Raw genomic sequence first — 17658 nt, forward strand, 5'->3', positions numbered from 1 at the left:
TCGTGGCTAATTGAAACTATAGTGACTTTTAGCCAATCAGTCAGAGATTGAAGTCATGCCGGCGATTGATGTGTCAGCCACCGCGAGTCTGCGCAAGCGGGCCCTGAGGGCCGGGTCGTGGAACCTGGTCTCGCAGGTGGCTTCACAGGTCATGCGCCTGGGCGGCAATCTGATCATGGCCCGCTTGCTGCTGCCGGAAATGTTCGGGGTAATGGTCATTGCCACCACCGTTTCCATATTGCTGCATCTGCTTTCCGATGTCGGCCTGCGGCAAAACATCATCCAGAGCCACCGGGGTGACGACCCGGACTTTCTCAATACCGCCTGGACCGTACAGATCATCCGCGGTTTCGTGCTGTTTGCCCTGACCTTGCTGCTGGCCCTGGGTGCCTGGTTGGCCCAACTGGCCGAACTGTGGCCGGCGGACTCCACCTATGCCGCACCTGTGCTGCCCATGGTGCTGGCGGTGACCGGGTTGTCGGCCGCCATCTGGGGTTTCCAGTCCACCAAGATCGATGTGGCTGTACGCACGTTCCAACAAAAGCGTGTGGTGCTGGTCGACCTGGCCTCGCAGGTAGCCGGCCTGGTGGTGATGCTGGTGCTGGGCTTGCTGACTCACTCGATCTGGGCGTTGGTGATTTCTGGCCTTGTTTCGGCGGTAGCCTGGACCGTGTTGGGGCATACCGCCCTCGAGGGGCCAAACAACCACCTGCGCTGGGACCGTACGGCACTGACCGAGCTGATCGTGTTTGGTCGCTGGATCCTGTTGTCGTCGATGGTGGGCGTGCTGGCCATGTACGGGGACCGCATCTGGTTCGGCGCCAGTATGTCGGCAGCGCAGCTGGGGGTCTATTCGATTGCCGTGCTGATCCTTGGCGCGGTGCAGACAGCGTTGATGAAAATTGTCGGGGCAGTGGCGCTGCCCGCCTTCAGCGAAGCAGCCCGGGCCGACGACAAGGAGCGCCTCAAGGCGCTGTATTTCCGCTTCCGCTTGCTGGTCGACCTGCTGGTGCTGTTCATCTGTGGTGGCTTCCTGACTGCCAGCCCACTGCTGATTGGCTGGATGTATGACGATCGCTACCGCGAAGCTGGGCCGATGCTGGCAATTCTTTCGCTCTCGTTCATCGTATTGCGCTATACCTTGGCTCATCAGGTGTGGATTGCCTTGGGGCTGACCAAGTATCAGGCCATGGACAACATCATCCGCCTGGTCTCGCTATGGGGGCTGCTGCCGTTGTTGCTGGCGATTGGCGGCGTGGAGTGGGCGATCTGGGGCGTCGCCCTGCATGCCGTGCCGACGTTGGTGCTGGTCATTTATGTGAATTGCAAACTGGATATCTTCAGCCTCAAGCGTGAGCTGCTGGTGTTGCCGATGCTTCTGGTCGGGGCGCTGTGCGGGTCATTGCTGACAAGCTTTTTCAACTGGCTGTAGTTCGGCCGGCTGAGTGAAACATTCATGGGGACAGGGCGCGCAATCATGGGGAAGCTCACTTTTTGTTCTGGGCAGTTAGGGCGTAGAGGCTTTCTCCAGAGTTGTGTCTTGCTGGGCGCAGGCAGCGCGATGTTCGGCGTTTCTGCAGCTGACGCGGGCAAACCTGCCGAAAAAACCGGGTTCGTGGTAATCAACGGTTGGGTATTGCCGTCCCGCTACTTTCGGAACGAACACGCATGATCAAGGATTATCAACAGCAGAAGGCGCTGCGTGACCATTACGATTTTTGCATCATTGGCGCAGGGCCGGCAGGCATCACCCTTGGCCTTCGCCTGGCCGCAGCAGGCTGGAGCGTGCTGCTCGCCGAAGGCGGAGGGCGTGAGTACTCGCCGCACTCGCAAGGCTTGTATGCCTGCGCGTCCACAGGCCTTGAACTGTATGCCGAGGAAACCCGCCTGCGTTACCTGGGCGGCACTTCCAACCACTGGGCAGGGCGCTGTCGGCCATTCACGCCCTCCGACTTTTCCATCCCTCCGCCAGGCGACCTGCCTGGCTGGCCTATTGCCTATTCGGAGATCGAGGGTTACCTGCCTGCGGCCATGGATATTGTCGACCTGCAGCCCGGGTCGGATTTTCGCGCAATGAATACCGGCCTCAATGGCGGGGACTTCGAGCCCGATCGCTTTCTGCTTAGCCCACCCACGCGTTTTGCGCAGAAGTACGCCACGGCCCTCGAACAAACCAAAGGCCTGGACGTGTTCATCAATTGCAACTGCGTGGACCTGGAATTCGACAAGGCTTCCGGGCACCTGGCCGCCGTGCTCCTGTCCGACTACGAGCACAATCGGCAGCGCCTGGTGGCAAGCAACTTCATTCTGGCCACAGGTGCCATCGAGAATGCCCGGCAGTTGCTCAACAGTGAGACCTTGGTGGGCGCGGGCGTGGTGAGCAAGGAAGGGCTGGTCGGTGGGTGTTTCATGGAGCACCTGAACATCGACCTGGGCACCTTCATCCTCAAGTCCGGGCAGGACCCGGAGCCGCGCCAGTACTACACCACCGATGCCTTCGTCGACGAGTACAAGGCCGGCAAGGGCAATGTCACGGCGGCCTTGCTGGCCGACGTGCAAACCTATGGTCGTACCGCCGAGGTCAAACATTTTCTCGAAAACCTGGCCTGTGACTGGGGCGTTGCCAGCAAGGTAGCGTTCGTGGCCAAGTTCAGCTGCCCCGGTGACGGCGTGATCAGCACGATGATCGAGCAGTTCCCCAACCTGCACAGCCGCATTTCGCTGCTGGACGAGAAGGACGCCCTGGGCGTGGCCAAGGTCAATGTCAACTGGGCGCTGAACGCCGATGACCGGCACACCATCAAGTGCATTGGCAGCGAGCTGGCCAAGCAGTTCGCCGAGATGGACCTGGGTTTCGTCAAGCTCAACGACTTTGTCTACGACACGTCGATACCGCTGAAGATGGCACCGCATGCCCATCATATGGGCACCACGCGCATGGCCGCCTCGCCGCAGTACGGTGTGGTCGATCCCAACTGCAAGGTGTTTGGTACAGAAAACCTCTACGTCGCCGGCAGCAGTATTTTCGCCAAGGGCGGCGCCTCCAACCCGACCATGCCGCTGCTGCAGTTTGCCGTGCGGTTGGCCGACCACCTCAATGCCAAGATGACGGCGGCCCGAGGCGCCGTGGCATGAAGCATGTTGTACATGGGTTGAGTGCGCTGCGGTCAGCACCCAGAAGAACGAGACCGGAACGCCTCAGGGATACTCCAGATGGTTTTGATCGCGAGGCCAAGCAGTATGAAGGGATGGATACGCAAGGCAGTGGCGCATTATGCGCATGCAACCGGTCGGGGAGGCACGTTCTACAGGCGCTTCTGCAGGCCATCAGGGCTTGAATGGGGCGCCTACCTCACCCGCTGGGGCAACTTTCACTCGGTCGGCACCAACTTCTTCGTCAACACAGGCTGCAAGTTCCTCGACCCGTCGCTGGTGCGCATCGGCAACAGCGTGGGCCTGTCCGACTGCACGTTGATCGGTCATGACGGGGTGGTATTGCTGATCGAGCATCGCTTCGGCAAGCACCTGGATTCGGTCGGGTTTATCGATATCAAGGACAACTGCTTCATCGGCCACGGCGCCATCATCATGCCCCGTGTGACCATCGGGCCGGAGTCGATCGTGGCGGCAGGCGCGGTAGTGACCAAGGATGTACCGCCAGGCACCGTCTACGGTGGCAACCCGGCTGAATTCATTTGTACCACCGAACAATTGATCAAACGGGTCGAGGCGCGTTGCGAAGCGTACCCGTGGATTGATCTGGTCAAGCAGCGTAATGGCGCCTACGACCCGGAAGTGGAGCCGCTGCTGATGGCGCAAAGGCGCCAGTATTTCTTCGGGGACAGCAAACATGGCTAGCAAACCTGTGGATGTCATGGTGGTCAACTTCAATACCGCCGGGCTGCTGCAGCCGATGTTCGATGCGCTGCGCCGGGCCGACAGCGAGCGGCTGGCCAGCTACCTGGTGGTGGACAATGCCTCGCGTGATGACTCGGTGCAGCGCATGGCCCAGGTGTGCCCCGAAGCACTGCTGCTGAGCAACCAGCAGAACGTGGGTTTCGGCCGGGCCAACAACCAGTTGCTGGCGCACCTGAAGGGCAAGTATGCCTTGCTGCTCAATACCGATGCCTTCGTTGCCACCGACTCCCTGCAGAAAACCCTCGATTACATGGATGCCCACCCGGAGTGCGGCGTGCTGGGCGTGCGTCTGGAGGGGCGCGATGGCGACCTGCAGCCGAGTTGCCGCTACTTTCCCACCCCGCTCAACGTGTTTGTCGGGCGTACTGGGCTGGGGCGGTTCTTCCCAGGGTTGAAGATGGTCGACGAAATGAATTGGGACCACGCATCAGTGCGCGAGTGTGACTGGTTGCCCGGCTGCTTCTACCTGGTACGCCGCGAAGTGCTCGACAAGGTAGGCCTGTTCGACCCGCGCTACTTCCTTTATTACGAGGAGGTGGACCACTGCAAGCGGGTGAAGGAGGCAGGCTGGAAAGTGGTGTTCTACCCGCATACCACGGTGGTGCACATCGGAGGCGAAAGCTCCAAGTCGGTAGCGGAGCTGGAGGCGGCCAGCCGGCAGATTTCGTCCTACCAGATCGAAAGCGAGTTGCTGTACTTCCGCAAGCATCACGGGGTGTCGGGGCTAGCCCTGCACATGCTGCTGGTCACCCTTGGCGACCTGGTGCTGGCACTCAAAGCGCTGTTGAGGCGACGCGGCTGGGGCGCGATTCAGGCCTGCTGGCGTCATTGCCGGGCGACCTGGTCATTGTTGTTCAAGACCCGGTACGCCAGCCAACCGACAAGGTAGGTGGAGCCATGTTCGAGAATATTCGTGCCGACCTTCGGGCCCATGGCGGCGACTGGGGCGCCCAGGGCTTCTGGGTGCTGCTGGTGTACCGTTTCGGCCGCTGGCGTTACAGCGTGCGCCCGGCCTTGCTGCGCAAGCTGTGCTCGCTGATCTACAAGGTGTTGTTCAAGTTCGTGCAAATCATTACCGGTATCGAGCTCCCATGCGAGGCGGTGATCGGTCGTAACTTCGTCATCGACCATTTTGGCGGCATCGTTGTCAGCGGCTATGCCCGTTTTGGCGACGACTGCCGCATCCGCAACGGCGTGGTGGTGGGCTTGAAGAATGTCGATGAGCCGATTGCCCCAGTGTTCGGCAACAACGTCGATATCGGCACCGGGGCCAAGATCCTGGGCAGTATTCGCATTGGCAACAACGTGATCATCGGTGCCAATGCCGTGGTGCTGGTGGATGTGCCGGACAACTCACTGGCAGTGGGTGTGCCCGCGATCATCAAGGCCCGGCAACCGGCCGCGATGGCGCCTGTCGAGTGAGGCCTATGGCAACGGTAATCGGCGTGGTGGTGATCGGCCGCAATGAAGGCCAGCGCCTGGAGCGCTGCCTGCGTTCGCTGGCGCAGGGTGCGGACAAGGTCATGTATGTCGACTCGGGCTCCACCGACGGTTCGCTGCAGCTAGCCAGCAGCCTGGGGGTGGCCGTGCTGGCACTGGACATGACGATTCCGTTCACCGCTGCACGTGCCCGCAACGAAGGCTTTACCGCCTTGCAGCAGCTTTTGCCAGCGATGCAGCGGGTGCAGTTCGTCGATGGCGACTGCGAGGTGGATGCCCGCTGGCTGGCCACGGCGCAGGCGTTTCTTGACGACCACCCGGGTGTGGCGGTGGTGTGTGGGCGCCGGCGGGAGCGCTTCCCTCAGCGCTCGGTGTACAACTTGCTGTGCGACCTGGAATGGGACACCCCCATCGGTGAGGCCAAGGCCTGTGGCGGCGATGCGCTGATGCGCGCAGACGCTTTTGCCGCAGTTGGCGGCTTCCGCCCCGACCTGATTGCAGGAGAAGAGCCTGAACTGTGCGTGCGCTTGCGCGCCAACGGTTGGAAAGTCTGGCGCCTGGCCGCCGAAATGACCCTGCACGACGCCGGCATGACCCGTTTCAGTCAGTGGTGGCGGCGGAGCCTGCGTGCCGGGCACGCCTATGCCGAGGGCGCCTACCTGCATGGCAAGCCACCCGAGCGGCACTGGCTGCGTGAGTCGCGTCGGGCCTGGTTGTGGGGGTTGGGCATCCCTGTGGTGATCGTGCTGGCCTGCCTGCTGTTGGGTGGTTGGGGCCTGCTGATGCTGTTGATCTACCCGCTGCAGGCCGTGCGTCTGGCGCGCCGTGGCGGCAAGTCGGCGCGCGAGAACTGGCTGCAGGCAGTGTTCCTGGTGTTGGGCAAGTTCCCCGAAATGCTCGGCCAGCTCAAGTTCCTGCGCCACCGCCTGGCAGCCGGAAAATCGGCTTTGATCGAGTACAAGTGAGAGAGACCCATGATGCTCGGCACCCTCGTGAGAAGCGTGTTTACCCTGCAACCGGGCTATTCGTTGCGGGCGTTGAACAACAAGTACAAGTTGGCCCGGCAGATTGCCAGGCAGTGGCCTGCGTTGAACGCCTTCATGCAGCGCATGACAGCCGCGTTGGGCCAGCAAGAGTTGCAGCGGCTGGGCGTCGATTGCATTGGCGTCGTGCAATGGCCCTACATCAGCCAATGCTGGGAAGCCCCACAGCGTCTGGATGTGGTGGCGTCGCACTTTGAGTTGGTGGCCGGGCAGTTCCCGGCGCTGTTGCTGCTGGGGCGCGACGAAAGCCTGAAACTCTGCGACCTGGCCAGCCATTCGCCGGGTTGTAGCCTGGTGCTGGACCGGCCGATCTGGTTCAAACGTGAAGGTGAACTGGTGTTGAACCTGTTCCAGGGTGACCTTCGCGTGGCATCGCTGGCATTTACCCTGAGCCGCAGCCAGGGGCAGCTGCAACTGTTTGTGGGGGCTGTGCAAGGCATTCACAAAGGTATCGACAGTGAAACCTCACTGGCCATCTACCGCGACCTGACCAAGGACTTCGAGGGCCTGCGACCGCGTAGCCTGCTGCTTGAAGCGCTGAAGTACCTGGCCAGGGCGTTGGGTGTGACGCAGCTGTATGCCGTGAGTGATGCCTGCCGGCACCATCGCCACCCTTATTTTGGCCGCGACAAGGGCCAGGACTTGGCGGCCAATTACGACGTGATCTGGCAGGAGCACGGCGCCACGGTGTCTGACCGTAAGGATTTCTTCACCTTGCCGCTGGCCCCGGCGCAACGGGCGGAAGCCGACATCCCGGCGAAGAAGCGGGCAATGTACCGCCGCCGCCAGGCGATGCTCGATGATGTTTTTGCACGCTTGCAGGCAGCATTGCCGGGCAGTGGTCACAACCTTGGACTACAAGGAAAACAGGGGGATGCATTTGCTGTGAGTGCATCGGCAGTAGACAGACCATCCATAGTCGACAGCCTGAAGTGAAGGCTGCCAGGGACGGTAGGTCATCAAGCGGGTTTGGATCTGGATTCATATGCGCATTGCTTACTTCATCAATCAGTACCCGAAGGTCAGCCACAGTTTCATCCGTCGCGAAATCCTGGCGCTGGAGCGCCAGGGTGTGACGGTACAACGCATTGCTCTACGCGGATGGGACGCCGAGTTGCAGGATGCCGAGGACGCGACTGAACGGGACAAGACCCGTTATGTGTTGCAAGGCGGCGTCAAGGGGTTGCTGTCGCCTACGTTGCAGGTGCTGCGTGCGCAGCCGGGGCGCTTCTTCCAGGCCTTGTGGCTGGCGATGCGCCTTGGTCTGCGTGCCGACCGTGCGTGGCCCTACCATCTGGTCTATCTGGCCGAGGCTTGCCAGGTGCTGCAGTGGTTGCAAGCAGGGGAGGCCGAGCATGTGCATGCACACTTCGGCACCAACTCCACCGAGGTCGTGATGCTTGCCAACCTGCTGGGCGGGCCAGCCTACAGCTTTACCGTGCACGGGCCGGAAGAGTTCGACAAACCGCAATTTTTGCACATGGGCGAGAAGGTGCGGCGTGCCGCCTTTGTTGCGGCAGTGAGCTCGTACGGGCGCAGCCAGCTGTTTCGCTGGGTGGAGCACGAACATTGGGCCAAGGTGAAGGTGGTGCATTGCGGCCTGGAGCGTGGCTTCCATGATGTGGCGGCGGTGGCTGTACCTGCTGCTCCGCGCCTGGTGTGCGTTGGCCGTTTGTGCGAACAGAAGGGCCAGTTGCTGCTGCTTGAGGCTGCGCGCAGGCTCGCCGCCCAGTCGATCCGTTTCGAGCTGGTGTTGGCAGGTGACGGCGAAATGCGCGGGCAGATCGAGAAGCTGATTGCCCGGCACGGTTTGCAGCAGCACATACGCATTACTGGCTGGATCAGCAGTACTCAGGTGCGCGAAGAAATACTTGCCGCCCGGGCACTGGTGTTGCCTAGCTTTGCCGAGGGCCTGCCGGTGGTGATCATGGAAGCCATGGCCTTGCGCCGGCCAGTGCTGACCACCTATGTGGCGGGTATCCCCGAGCTGGTGCGCCCAGGCGAAAACGGCTGGCTTTTCCCTGCTGGCGCTGTCGAAGAGTTGGCTGACGCCATGGCCGAGTGCCTGTCCCAACCGACCGAGGTGCTGCAGCGCATGGGCGAGGCAGCCTACCAACGTGTGCTGCAGCGGCATGATATCGACACCGAAGCGGCCAGGCTGGCCGGTTACTTCAAGGCATCCGCATGATAAGTGTATTGAGTGGGTTACTGGGCCTGTTGGCGGTCATCGTCCTTGTGCCCGTGTCCATATTTTTTGTTCAGATGCTGCTGGCATGTCTGCCGCCGCGCTCGCCGCCCTTGGGCCATAGCCAGCGCCCCCGGGTGGCGGTGCTGGTGCCAGCCCACGATGAGGCTGCGATCATTCGTGCAACGCTGGCGAGCATTGCCCCGCAATTGCTTGAGGGCGACCGCTTGCTGGTGGTGGCCGACAACTGCTCCGATGATACGGCGCAGCTGGCCCGTGAGGCCGGTGCCGAGGTCGTGGAACGCTTCGATTCGGCGTTGCGTGGCAAAGGCTATGCGCTGGACTTCGGCGTACGCCATCTGGCCGAACGGCCGCCCGAGGTGGTGATTGTGGTGGATGCCGATTGCCAGGTGGGTGAAGGGGCGATTGACTGCCTGGCGCGTCGTTATCACCAGGCCCAGTGCCCGGTACAGGCACTGTACCTGATGCGCGCACCCATGGGGGCCGGGCTGAAAGTGCAGGTTGCCGAGTTTGCCTGGCGGGTGAAAAACCTGGTGCGTCCGCGTGGCTGGGCGCGGCTGGGGTTGCCGTGTCAACTGATGGGCGCGGGCATGGCATTCGGCTGGCACGATCTGGCCTTGATCAATCTTGCCAATGGCCACCTGGTGGAGGACGTGAAACTGGGCCTGGACCTGTGCCAGCAGGGCAAGCCTCCGGTGTTCTGCCCTGAGGCATTGGTCACCAGCCAGTTTCCTGCCAGCCAGCAAGGCCTGAACAGCCAGCGCACCCGTTGGGAGCATGGTCATCTGGGGTTGATGCTGGCCGACGCGCCCAAGCGTGCGCTGGCCGCTTTCACCCAAGGCAACGGCAGCCTGCTGGCGATGACCCTCGACTTGTTGGTACCTCCCTTGGCGTTGCTGGTGCTGACCTTGCTCGGCCTCAATCTGGTGGCCTGGCTGGCGTACTTGCTCTTCGATATCGCTGCGCCAGCGTGGATCGCCCTGGTAGCGTTGGTCATGTTGAGCCTTGCCGTTTTGCTGGCTTGGGCACGCTTCTGCCGTGAGCTGATCCCGTTTTCCGTATTGCTTTACGCACCGTTCTACGCCGCAAGGAAAATCCCCTTGTACCTGGGGTTTCTGATCAAGCGACAGGTCGAATGGGTGCGTTCAAAACGGGATGATGACTGATGGCGCAGTGGCAATGGCAAAATCGCTGGCAACGCATAATCGACACGCTTGAGGTGGTCCCTGACAGCGGCGCGGCGCAACGCCTGCTTGACAGGCTGGCTGCCCCGCAATCCCCGACCGTGCTGGGCTTCGTCAATGCCCATGCGATGAACCTGGTGGTGCGTGACGGCGCCTATTGCCAGGCACTGTCGGCAGCCGACGTGCTGCTGCGCGACGGCTCCGGCATGGCCATCCTGTATCGTCGTCTGGGCCTGGAGCCCGGCTTGAACATGAACGGCACTGACTTCATTCCCAGGCTCATGGCCGCTTACCGTGGGCGCAAGGTCGCCTTCTGGGGGACCCGAGAACCCTACCTGAACCAGGCTGTGCAGCGGTGTGAAGCCGACTTTGGCGTAGTACCGGTGTCGGTCCATGATGGTTTTGCCAGCCTCGAAACCTACCTTCAGCTGGCCCATGACCAGCAACCCGAGCTGATTGTGCTGGGCATGGGCATGCCCAAGCAGGAGGCGGTGGCGGCCAGGCTGGCAGCCGTTGGCGGGCCGTGCCTGATCGTGTGTGGTGGGGCAATCCTGGACTTTCTCGGCGGCAAGGTCAGCCGGGCACCGCACTGGCTAAGGCGCCTGGGGGGCGAGTGGGCCTACCGGCTGTTGCGCGAGCCAAAACGTCTGTTCATGCGCTATGTGGTGGGCAACCCGTTGTTCTTGTTGCGCACTCTGCTTCACCGCAAGGCCGTCGATTCGGCCAGGGGCACCGTATGAATCGGCCAAAATCCGCCCTGATGGCGGGTGGCTGCTACAGTGAGAGCAGTGGCTTGGGGGCTGCACGATCTTGCTGATCTGGCGTTGTACACGCTGTTTTCAAGACTCGATGCTTGATGGAAGGCACTGGCTACGCTCACACAGATGAGGTCTGAAATGGTTTTCGAACCCAGAAGCAGTCGTTCCTTACTCCAGAGAAGAAGCAGCGTAAGTAACGCCATTCAGGCAGGGCTCGATGGCATTGCAGTCACCGGTATTGCCTGGTATCTCATCTACGACCAGTTTGGTTACATTACCTCCGATTATGTGATCATGCTGTTGTTGCTCATTGGCTCGCTGGCCGTCATTTACGACCATTATGCGATCTACCGCACCAACGTCGGCCTTTCGATAAAAGCGTTCCGTTTGTTCAAGGCGTGGTCGGCAACCTTCTGTTTCCTGGTGGTCATGGCTTTTTTGACCAAACAAAGTGAAACCTACTCACGGCTGTTGGTCGTGCAGTTGTTCGTGATTGGCTATGTTGCGCAGCTGTTTCTGCACTTTGCTGTCCGTGAGCTGCAAAAGCGTTTCACAGCCCATGCGCGGCTGGATAATGCCCTGATTATCGGCAACGGTGATCTGGCCAATTTCCTTTATCAGAAAATCAGCAACAACCCTTGGTTTGGCGAGCGGGTATTGGGTTGCGTGTTGCTCGACAAGGCCGGTGAGCAGGCGCGTGACAGTACCGAGGGCAAACAGCGCCTGCCTGTGCTCGGGCACATTGCAGAGCTGGATGAGATCATTGCCCGGCACGGTATTCGTACTGTGTACCTGGTCACCCCGCTGGGCGGTTCTGAAGTCATCAACGAGGTGTACTTCAAGCTGCTTGACAAGTGCATTGCCGTGAACTGGGTGCCGGATATCTTCTCGTTGCGACTGATTAATCACAGCGTGCGGGAAATTGCCGGTATCCCTGTACTGACGTTGTCTGAAACACCGCTGACGGGTATGAGCCTGTTTCTGAAAAATCTTGAGGACAGGGTGTTGGCGGCGCTCATTCTACTGTGCGCATCACCCGTATTACTGTCTGTCGCGCTGGCCATCAAACTCACCAGTCGCGGCCCTGTGTTCTTCCGCCAGGAACGCACGGGCTGGACCGGCGAATCGTTCCGTATCTGGAAGTTCAGAAGCATGCACGTTCATCAGCCGGACAATGGCGTGGTCAAACAGGCGCAGAAGAATGACCCGCGATTGACCAGGATTGGTGCGTTCATCCGCCGTACCAGCCTCGATGAATTGCCGCAGTTGTTCAACGTATTGACCGGGGAAATGTCGCTGGTAGGGCCACGGCCGCATGCGTTGCAACATGACACCCTGTATTCGCAGGACATCGTTGATTACTTTGCCCGCCACAACATCAAGCCCGGCATGACCGGTCTGGCGCAAGTGCGCGGTTTCAGGGGCGAAACCAAGGATATCGAACAAATGATCCAGCGGGTGGACTCGGACATCGAGTACATCAACAACTGGTCTCTGTGGCTGGATTTCGTGATCCTGGTGCGCACCCTTAATGCCTTTACCGGCAAGCAGGCTTATTAAGCTGGAACAGTTGCTTCCCTTGCGCATCAAACCATGGGATGCAACTCCCTGAACCCCCGCGCTTCTTCCACCAGCCAGTCATGCACCGCGCGTGCCCCCGGCTGGTTCAACCCGCCTGGCGGGTAATGCACCACATAGCGTTTGTGGTTGGCGATCGGCACGCCGAACGGAACGATCAACGCGCCGCGTTCCAGTTCGTCATTCAGCAGTGTGCGCCGCGCAATCGCTACCCCGATACCGGCGATGGCTGCTTCGATGGTCAGGTGGTTGCGGTTGAACGTATGTCCACGGCGTACATCCAGGCCTGTGGCGCCAATACCCTCCAGGTAAAACTCCCACTCTGCATATTCCGAACTGCCGCGCCAGGCCGTGATGTCGTGCAGCAGCGGGTAGTGTGCCAGGTCCGCGGGCCCATGCAGCGGCGGGCGTCCGCGTAGCAGAGTCGGTGAGCACACCGGAAAGATCTGCTCGTCCAGCAGCGGTGTCGAGAGCATGCCAGGGTAGCTGCCATCATTCAGGTCGATCGCCAGGTCGAAATCGCCCAGGGTCAATGCTTGCGCGCTGTCTTCGGCCACCAGGCGCAACTCGATGTCCGGGTAGCGTTGCTGAAAGCGTGGCAGGCGCGGGGTGAGCCACTTGGCCAGGAATGACGGGATCGAGCGCACGCGCAGGGTGCCGCGGATTTCGCCCGCGTCCAGGCGCAGCAGTTCAGCCTCGATGCTGCCGTAGGCCTCGGCCACCGTCTGGGCCAGGCGTTGCCCTTCAGCACTCAACTCCACGCCACGCGCCCGGCGCAGGAACAACCGGTAACCCAGGCGCTCTTCCAGCTGGCGCATCTGCTGGCTGACCGCGCCTGGGGTGATGTGCAGCTCTTCGGCGCAGCGGGTGAAGGACAGGTGCCGGGCTGCGCAGGCGAATACATGCAGCCAGACGAACATCTGGCCATTGAGTTGTCGTCGCATTGTTTAGTACCACTAAAGCCTTGCTTAGAAAGATTCGTTGGTCATTCATGAGTCAGCACGTCAGTATCGCGCAAAATCGCAATACCGCTCAATTTCTTCAGATAACCGTGCTGTGGATTCATCTCAGGGTACGGTCAGGCATTAGCATGGCTATCAGTGTTTTCGACCTTTTCAAAATTGGCATCGGGCCGTCCAGCTCCCACACCGTTGGCCCCATGCGGGCAGCGGCGACGTTTGCCCAGGCACTGCGTGAGCAGGGGCTGCTGACTCGGGTAACGCGTGTCGAAGTGCGCTTGTATGGCTCGCTGTCGGCTACCGGGGTTGGCCATGCCACCGATCGCGCCTGCCTGCTGGGCCTGATGGGCCAGTGGCCAGACCGGATCGACCCCGCCACCATCGAGTCGCGTATCGGCCAGGTGCTGCAGGAGCACTGCCTGATGCTGGATGGCAGCCACCCGCTGGCCTTCGAGTACGACCGTGACATGTTGCTGCTCGACGAGAACCTGCCTTACCACCCCAATGCCATGCGCCTGGAAGCCATGGACGGGCAGGGCGGCCTGTTGCGCCAGACCTACTATTCGGTTGGCGGCGGCTTCATTGTCGAGCAGGCCGAAATCGATGCCCCGGCAGCCGAAAGCAATGCAGTGGTGCTGCCGTATGAGTTCGACAGTGCGGCCCAGTTGCTGGCCTTGTGCAAAACCCATGGCTTGAGCGTGGCGCAACTGATGATGGCCAACGAGTGTGCCTGGCGCCCGGAAGCCGAAGTGCGTGAAGGTTTGCTGCGTATTTGGGCGGCCATGCGGGAGTGCGTTGATAATGGGCTGCGCAACGAAGGCATCCTGCCTGGCGGGCTGCATGTCAAGCGCCGTGCTGCGCGGCTGCACCGCAGCCTGCAGGAGATAGGCAAACCCAACGTGATTGGCTCCACCCTCAGCGCCATGGAGTGGGTGAACCTGTTCGCCTTGGCTGTCAATGAAGAGAACGCCGCCGGTGGGCGCATGGTCACTGCACCAACCAACGGTGCAGCCGGCATTATCCCGGCGGTGCTGCACTACTATATGAAGTTCAACCCCAGTGCTAATGACGCGGATGTGGTGGACTTCCTGCTCGGCGCCGCCGCGGTCGGTATTCTGTGTAAGAAAAACGCGTCGATCTCCGGGGCTGAAGTCGGTTGCCAGGGCGAGGTGGGCTCAGCGTGTTCGATGGCCGCTGCCGGCCTGGCCCAAGTGCTGGGTGCGACACCGCCACAACTTGAGAACGCAGCCGAGATTGCGCTAGAGCACAACCTCGGGCTGACCTGCGACCCGGTCGGTGGCCTGGTGCAGGTGCCGTGCATCGAGCGCAATGCGATTGCTGCGGTAAAGGCGATCAATGCCGTGCAGATGGCGTTGCGTGGGGATGGCGAGCACTTTATCTCGCTTGACCGGGTGATCCGCACCATGCGTGATACCGGGGCGGACATGCATGCCAATTACAAGGAAACCTCGCGCGGCGGCCTGGCTGTAGCGTTTGTCGAGTGCTAGTGGTGCAATGAAGTATCGGTGCAGGAGCGGGTAAACCGCTCCTGCACGCCAACATGTATCGGACTTAACGGGCTTTCTGCTTGGCTGCCAGGAAGCTCGCACGCATGTCTTTCGCCCAACCATCGAGCACTGGCTTGACGTCATTCAAGGTCAGCTTCTGGGTATCGTTCTCCAGTTCCTGGCCCGTACCTTTGCGCACCACCTGGGCCAGCACCTTCTGGCTGCCACCATCGAGGAACGCTGCTTCCACGCCAACATCCACTTCCTGATCACGGCCGCCCATCGCGGTGTTCACGCCTGCCGAAATCAGCGCGATGGGGATGACCTCGTAAGGCTTGAGGCCTTCGTTGCTGGTCGACACCGCTGTAATTGCCGGGCGTACCACGATCACACCCGGGCCAGGGCCCTTGGCCAAGGGCATTACGCTGCCCATTTCACGGCGCAAGGCTTCATTGAAGTAACGGGTGATTTCTTGCAGCGTCTGCTGTGAGATAACCGCCGTTGCCTGTGGCTTGGGGTAGAACTGGCTGGGCTCGATGAACACCTGGCTGTACTGGTTGACGTTAACGTTGGGGTCGATCCAGCGCATCACCGGGTCACCCGAAGGGCTCTTCGCTTCTTGCAGGCGGCTGTAATCCTTGAGGAAGCCGGAATAGTCCTTGGGGTCCACGCTTTTGCTGGAGCAGGCGGCCACGGCAAGCAGCGCGGCGCACAACAGGGTAATGCGGGGCAGTGATTTCATAATGGAGGCGCATCCATGAGAGGTCGGCCAGAACAACGCTAGCAGGTGCGCGACAGTTGGCCAGCGAAGGCGTTCAATCTGTTGCGACAGCCAGTACGGCAGTCGGTCCTGGCCGCATCGCAAAATCCTACAAAGCCATCGGAAGCGGCTGGCTTTAGCTTTGTTAACGCTCTTGGAAAACTATGCCCGTTACGGGTATGGTTAGAGGCAACTCATGGAGATCTTCAAGCGCAAGGATTTCGCGCGCTGGCAGGCGACGCAAAGGCTTACGGACGAATGCTGTGCCGGGCAGTAGACGAGATGCGAAAAGGCCTGGTCGATGCAAGCCTGGGTGGCGAACTGGTCAAGAAGCGTGTGGCAGCACAGGGTACGGGCAAGCGTGGTGGTTATCGAACCTTGCTTTCGGCCAAAATCGGAAATCGATGTGTTTTCCTGCATGGCTTCGCCAAAAGTGACAGGGTAAATATCACGCTGGAAGAACAGAAAGCGTTGAGATTCGCAGGCAAGGTCTTTCTGGATTTATCACCGCAGGCGCTTTGTCAGGCGATGCAGGCGGGCGTATTAATGGAGGTCTGCTGTGAGCAGCAAGCTGGTTGAATCGTTACGTGAGGACCTCGTTGCCCTCCATGAGGTCGGGGCCATTGGCAAGGTTACCCTTCGGGCTTATGACGCGCTGTGTCCCGCGCCGGTAGTGGACTTCAGTGCGCTGGATATACGCAGGTTGCGTGAGGCACTCAATTTCAGCCAGCCGGTCTTTGCAATGCATCTGCATACGAGCCCGTCAACGGTGCGTAAATGGGAGCAGGGAGAAACACGACCCTCAGGGCCAGCCTTGAAGTTGTTAAATGTTATAAAAAACAAGGGCTTACAGGTTATTCTTTAAGTAGTTTTTAGCTGAATAAGAAAGACGTATAGATCAGTTTCTGAATGGATGAATTAAGATTCTGGTTGATGTTGGCTTGGCATGTGCAGTCGCCTCCAGCCAAGCTGCGACTGCACACGCAGCACCTGAAGTCTGGTTAACCCAGCGCTTCACGCAACCGGTACCACAGCATACCCAGTGCCAGCAGCGGCGAGCGCAGTGCCTTGCCGCCGGGGAAGGTCAGGTGTGGCACGGCGCTGAACACATCCAGGCCATGGCTGTGGCCGAGGGCAATGCTTTCGGCCAACAGTTTCGCTGTCCAGTGCGTTACGTTCAGCCCATGCCCGGAATAGCCTTGGGCGTAATACACGTTCGGATACTGGCTCAGGCGCCCAACCTGGGGGAATCGGTTGGCGGTGATGCCAATCATGCCGCCCCACTGATAATCGATGCGCACATCGGCCAGTTGGGGGAACACCTTCAGCACCTTGGGCCGCATGTAAGCAGCGATGTCCTTGGGGTCGCGTCCGGAATAGTGGCAGGCACCGCCGAACAGCAGACGGCGGTCGGCGGTGAGGCGGTAGTAGTCCAGGCCGACCTTCTGGTCGCACAGCGCCATGTTCTGCGGGATCAGGGTGCTGGCCAGCGCCTCGGGCAAGGGCTCGGTGGCTATCACATAACTGCCGGCCGGCAGTACCTTGCCGCTCAGGCGTGGCTCCAGTTCATCGAGGTGGGCGTTGCATCCCAGTACCAGGCTGCTGGCCCGCACCTTGCCGCGGGCTGTGTGCAGGGTCACGCTGGGGCCATGTTCGATGCGTATCACCGGGCTCTGCTCGAACATGCGTACGCCTAAGCCGTGCGCGGCGCGGGCTTCGCCCTGCACCAGGTCGAGCGGGTGAAGGTGGCCCGAGCCCATGTCGACCAGGCCGCCAGCATACTGGTCGCTGGCAACAATCTCATGCAGTTGCCCGGCGCCGACCAGGCGCGTTTCATGGCGATAGCCCAGCGCCGCAAGGTCGTCCTGCTCGTCCTTGAAGGCAGCGAACTGGGCAGGGGTATTGGCCAGTTCGCAGAAGCCCCAACGCAGGTCGCAGGCAATGCCGTAGCGGGCGATACGCTCGGCCACCAGCGCCACTGAATCGATGCCGGCTTGTTTCAGGTAACGCACGCCGTCCTGGCCAACATGCCGGGCGAAGCCGCTGACATCATGGCCAATACCGCGAATCAGCTGGCCGCCATTGCGCCCACTGGCGCCCCAGCCGATGCGCCGGCCTTCCAGCAGCACCACCGAAAGGCCACGCTCGGCCAGCTCCAGGGCGGTATTGACCCCGGTCAGCCCGCCGCCGACCACGCATACGTCAGCCGTTAGTTCGCCGTCCAGGCTGGGGTAGGGTGCCGCATCGCGCGCCGTGGCGGCGTAGTACGAAGCGGCGTGTTGAGTATTGAAAGACATGGGCGTT

Annotated in this window: 17 protein-coding genes; 14 read left to right on the forward strand and 3 right to left on the reverse strand. The window is 60.8% G+C overall.

Annotated features, from left to right (window positions below; all coding sequences use genetic code 11):
* Positions 1-55 precede the first annotated feature (55 nt).
* The 11 genes from QQL85_RS11415 to QQL85_RS11465 all read left to right on the forward strand — a co-directional run bounded on the left by QQL85_RS11415 (position 56) and on the right by QQL85_RS11465 (position 12109).
* Positions 56-1432, forward strand: a complete 1377-nt coding sequence (locus QQL85_RS11415) for an oligosaccharide flippase family protein (protein WP_284353639.1) — start codon at positions 56-58, stop codon at positions 1430-1432.
* Between the two features lie 236 nt (positions 1433-1668).
* Positions 1669-3135 (forward strand): FAD-dependent oxidoreductase, encoded by a 1467-nt coding sequence (locus tag QQL85_RS11420; protein WP_284353638.1) that lies wholly within the window; start codon positions 1669-1671, stop codon positions 3133-3135.
* 105 nt (positions 3136-3240) lie between these two features.
* The gene (locus QQL85_RS11425; RefSeq protein ID WP_284353637.1) at positions 3241-3858 is read left to right on the forward strand and encodes an acyltransferase; all 618 of its coding nucleotides are present in this window, start codon (positions 3241-3243) and stop codon (positions 3856-3858) included.
* Complete coding sequence (locus QQL85_RS11430) at positions 3851-4807, forward strand: glycosyltransferase family 2 protein (RefSeq protein ID WP_284353636.1); 957 nt, start codon at positions 3851-3853, stop codon at positions 4805-4807. Before QQL85_RS11425 ends, QQL85_RS11430 begins: the two co-directional genes overlap by 8 nt.
* Positions 4808-4815: 8 nt before the next feature.
* The gene (locus tag QQL85_RS11435) at positions 4816-5340 is read left to right on the forward strand and encodes a serine O-acetyltransferase (RefSeq protein ID WP_284353635.1); all 525 of its coding nucleotides are present in this window, start codon (positions 4816-4818) and stop codon (positions 5338-5340) included.
* A 5-nt stretch (positions 5341-5345) separates the two neighbouring features.
* Positions 5346-6323, forward strand: a complete 978-nt coding sequence (locus QQL85_RS11440) for a glycosyltransferase family 2 protein (protein WP_284353634.1) — start codon at positions 5346-5348, stop codon at positions 6321-6323.
* Positions 6324-6332: 9 nt separating this feature from the next.
* Positions 6333-7337: a VirK/YbjX family protein gene (locus tag QQL85_RS11445; RefSeq protein WP_284353633.1), complete on the forward strand. Its 1005-nt coding sequence runs from the start codon at positions 6333-6335 to the stop codon at positions 7335-7337.
* A 49-nt stretch (positions 7338-7386) separates the two neighbouring features.
* Positions 7387-8589, forward strand: coding sequence for a glycosyltransferase family 4 protein (locus QQL85_RS11450; RefSeq protein ID WP_284353632.1), 1203 nt, complete (start codon positions 7387-7389; stop codon positions 8587-8589).
* Positions 8586-9773, forward strand: a complete 1188-nt coding sequence (locus QQL85_RS11455) for a glycosyltransferase family 2 protein (RefSeq protein ID WP_284353631.1) — start codon at positions 8586-8588, stop codon at positions 9771-9773. Before QQL85_RS11450 ends, QQL85_RS11455 begins: the two co-directional genes overlap by 4 nt.
* Complete coding sequence (locus QQL85_RS11460; RefSeq protein WP_284353630.1) at positions 9773-10531, forward strand: WecB/TagA/CpsF family glycosyltransferase; 759 nt, start codon at positions 9773-9775, stop codon at positions 10529-10531. Before QQL85_RS11455 ends, QQL85_RS11460 begins: the two co-directional genes overlap by 1 nt.
* Positions 10532-10687: 156 nt before the next feature.
* A complete protein-coding gene (locus tag QQL85_RS11465; protein ID WP_284353629.1) occupies positions 10688-12109 on the forward strand; it encodes an undecaprenyl-phosphate glucose phosphotransferase in 1422 nt (473 codons plus the stop codon).
* A gap of 26 nt (positions 12110-12135) precedes the next feature.
* Here the strand turns inward: QQL85_RS11465 and QQL85_RS11470 are convergent, their stop codons facing one another.
* Positions 12136-13071 carry a LysR substrate-binding domain-containing protein gene (locus QQL85_RS11470; protein WP_284353628.1) on the reverse strand — a complete coding sequence of 312 codons (936 nt, stop codon included), beginning with the start codon at positions 13069-13071 and terminating at the stop codon, positions 12136-12138.
* Positions 13072-13217: 146 nt separating this feature from the next.
* On the opposite strand from QQL85_RS11470, the gene QQL85_RS11475 reads away from it, so the two are divergent.
* Complete coding sequence (locus QQL85_RS11475) at positions 13218-14594, forward strand: L-serine ammonia-lyase (protein WP_284353627.1); 1377 nt, start codon at positions 13218-13220, stop codon at positions 14592-14594.
* Between the two features lie 64 nt (positions 14595-14658).
* On the opposite strand, the gene QQL85_RS11480 is transcribed toward QQL85_RS11475, so the two are convergent.
* Positions 14659-15336, reverse strand: a complete 678-nt coding sequence (locus tag QQL85_RS11480) for a DUF3313 domain-containing protein (RefSeq protein ID WP_284353626.1) — start codon at positions 15334-15336, stop codon at positions 14659-14661.
* Between the two features lie 45 nt (positions 15337-15381).
* On the opposite strand from QQL85_RS11480, the gene QQL85_RS11485 reads away from it, so the two are divergent.
* Both QQL85_RS11485 and QQL85_RS11490 read left to right on the forward strand, forming a co-directional pair.
* Positions 15382-15933, forward strand: a complete 552-nt coding sequence (locus QQL85_RS11485; protein WP_434482127.1) for a type II toxin-antitoxin system RelE/ParE family toxin — start codon at positions 15382-15384, stop codon at positions 15931-15933.
* Positions 15914-16219, forward strand: coding sequence for a helix-turn-helix domain-containing protein (locus QQL85_RS11490; RefSeq protein ID WP_284353625.1), 306 nt, complete (start codon positions 15914-15916; stop codon positions 16217-16219). Before QQL85_RS11485 ends, QQL85_RS11490 begins: the two co-directional genes overlap by 20 nt.
* Positions 16220-16355: 136 nt before the next feature.
* On the opposite strand, the gene QQL85_RS11495 is transcribed toward QQL85_RS11490, so the two are convergent.
* Positions 16356-17651 (reverse strand): NAD(P)/FAD-dependent oxidoreductase, encoded by a 1296-nt coding sequence (locus QQL85_RS11495; RefSeq protein WP_284353624.1) that lies wholly within the window; start codon positions 17649-17651, stop codon positions 16356-16358.
* Positions 17652-17658 lie beyond the last annotated feature (7 nt).

Source organism: Pseudomonas putida (assembly GCF_030159595.1).
Classification (GTDB): Bacteria; Pseudomonadota; Gammaproteobacteria; order Pseudomonadales; family Pseudomonadaceae; genus Aquipseudomonas; species Aquipseudomonas putida_AC.

Excerpts from the sequence above, each read along its gene's own strand:
- QQL85_RS11475 (WP_284353627.1), top strand. The coding sequence starts at position 13,218 with ATGGCTATCAGTGTTTTCGACCTTTTCAAAATTGGCATCGGGCCGTCC.
- QQL85_RS11420 (WP_284353638.1), top strand. The coding sequence starts at position 1,669 with ATGATCAAGGATTATCAACAGCAGAAGGCGCTGCGTGACCATTACGAT.
- QQL85_RS11450 (WP_284353632.1), top strand. The coding sequence starts at position 7,387 with ATGCGCATTGCTTACTTCATCAATCAGTACCCGAAGGTCAGCCACAGT.
- QQL85_RS11470 (WP_284353628.1), bottom strand. The coding sequence starts at position 13,071 with ATGCGACGACAACTCAATGGCCAGATGTTCGTCTGGCTGCATGTATTC.
- QQL85_RS11480 (WP_284353626.1), bottom strand. The coding sequence starts at position 15,336 with ATGAAATCACTGCCCCGCATTACCCTGTTGTGCGCCGCGCTGCTTGCC.
- QQL85_RS11425 (WP_284353637.1), top strand. The coding sequence starts at position 3,241 with ATGAAGGGATGGATACGCAAGGCAGTGGCGCATTATGCGCATGCAACC.
- QQL85_RS11430 (WP_284353636.1), top strand. The coding sequence starts at position 3,851 with ATGGCTAGCAAACCTGTGGATGTCATGGTGGTCAACTTCAATACCGCC.
- QQL85_RS11440 (WP_284353634.1), top strand. The coding sequence starts at position 5,346 with ATGGCAACGGTAATCGGCGTGGTGGTGATCGGCCGCAATGAAGGCCAG.
- QQL85_RS11495 (WP_284353624.1), bottom strand. The coding sequence starts at position 17,651 with ATGTCTTTCAATACTCAACACGCCGCTTCGTACTACGCCGCCACGGCG.
- QQL85_RS11415 (WP_284353639.1), top strand. The coding sequence starts at position 56 with ATGCCGGCGATTGATGTGTCAGCCACCGCGAGTCTGCGCAAGCGGGCC.
- QQL85_RS11460 (WP_284353630.1), top strand. The coding sequence starts at position 9,773 with ATGGCGCAGTGGCAATGGCAAAATCGCTGGCAACGCATAATCGACACG.
- QQL85_RS11465 (WP_284353629.1), top strand. The coding sequence starts at position 10,688 with ATGGTTTTCGAACCCAGAAGCAGTCGTTCCTTACTCCAGAGAAGAAGC.
- QQL85_RS11445 (WP_284353633.1), top strand. The coding sequence starts at position 6,333 with ATGATGCTCGGCACCCTCGTGAGAAGCGTGTTTACCCTGCAACCGGGC.
- QQL85_RS11435 (WP_284353635.1), top strand. The coding sequence starts at position 4,816 with ATGTTCGAGAATATTCGTGCCGACCTTCGGGCCCATGGCGGCGACTGG.
- QQL85_RS11455 (WP_284353631.1), top strand. The coding sequence starts at position 8,586 with ATGATAAGTGTATTGAGTGGGTTACTGGGCCTGTTGGCGGTCATCGTC.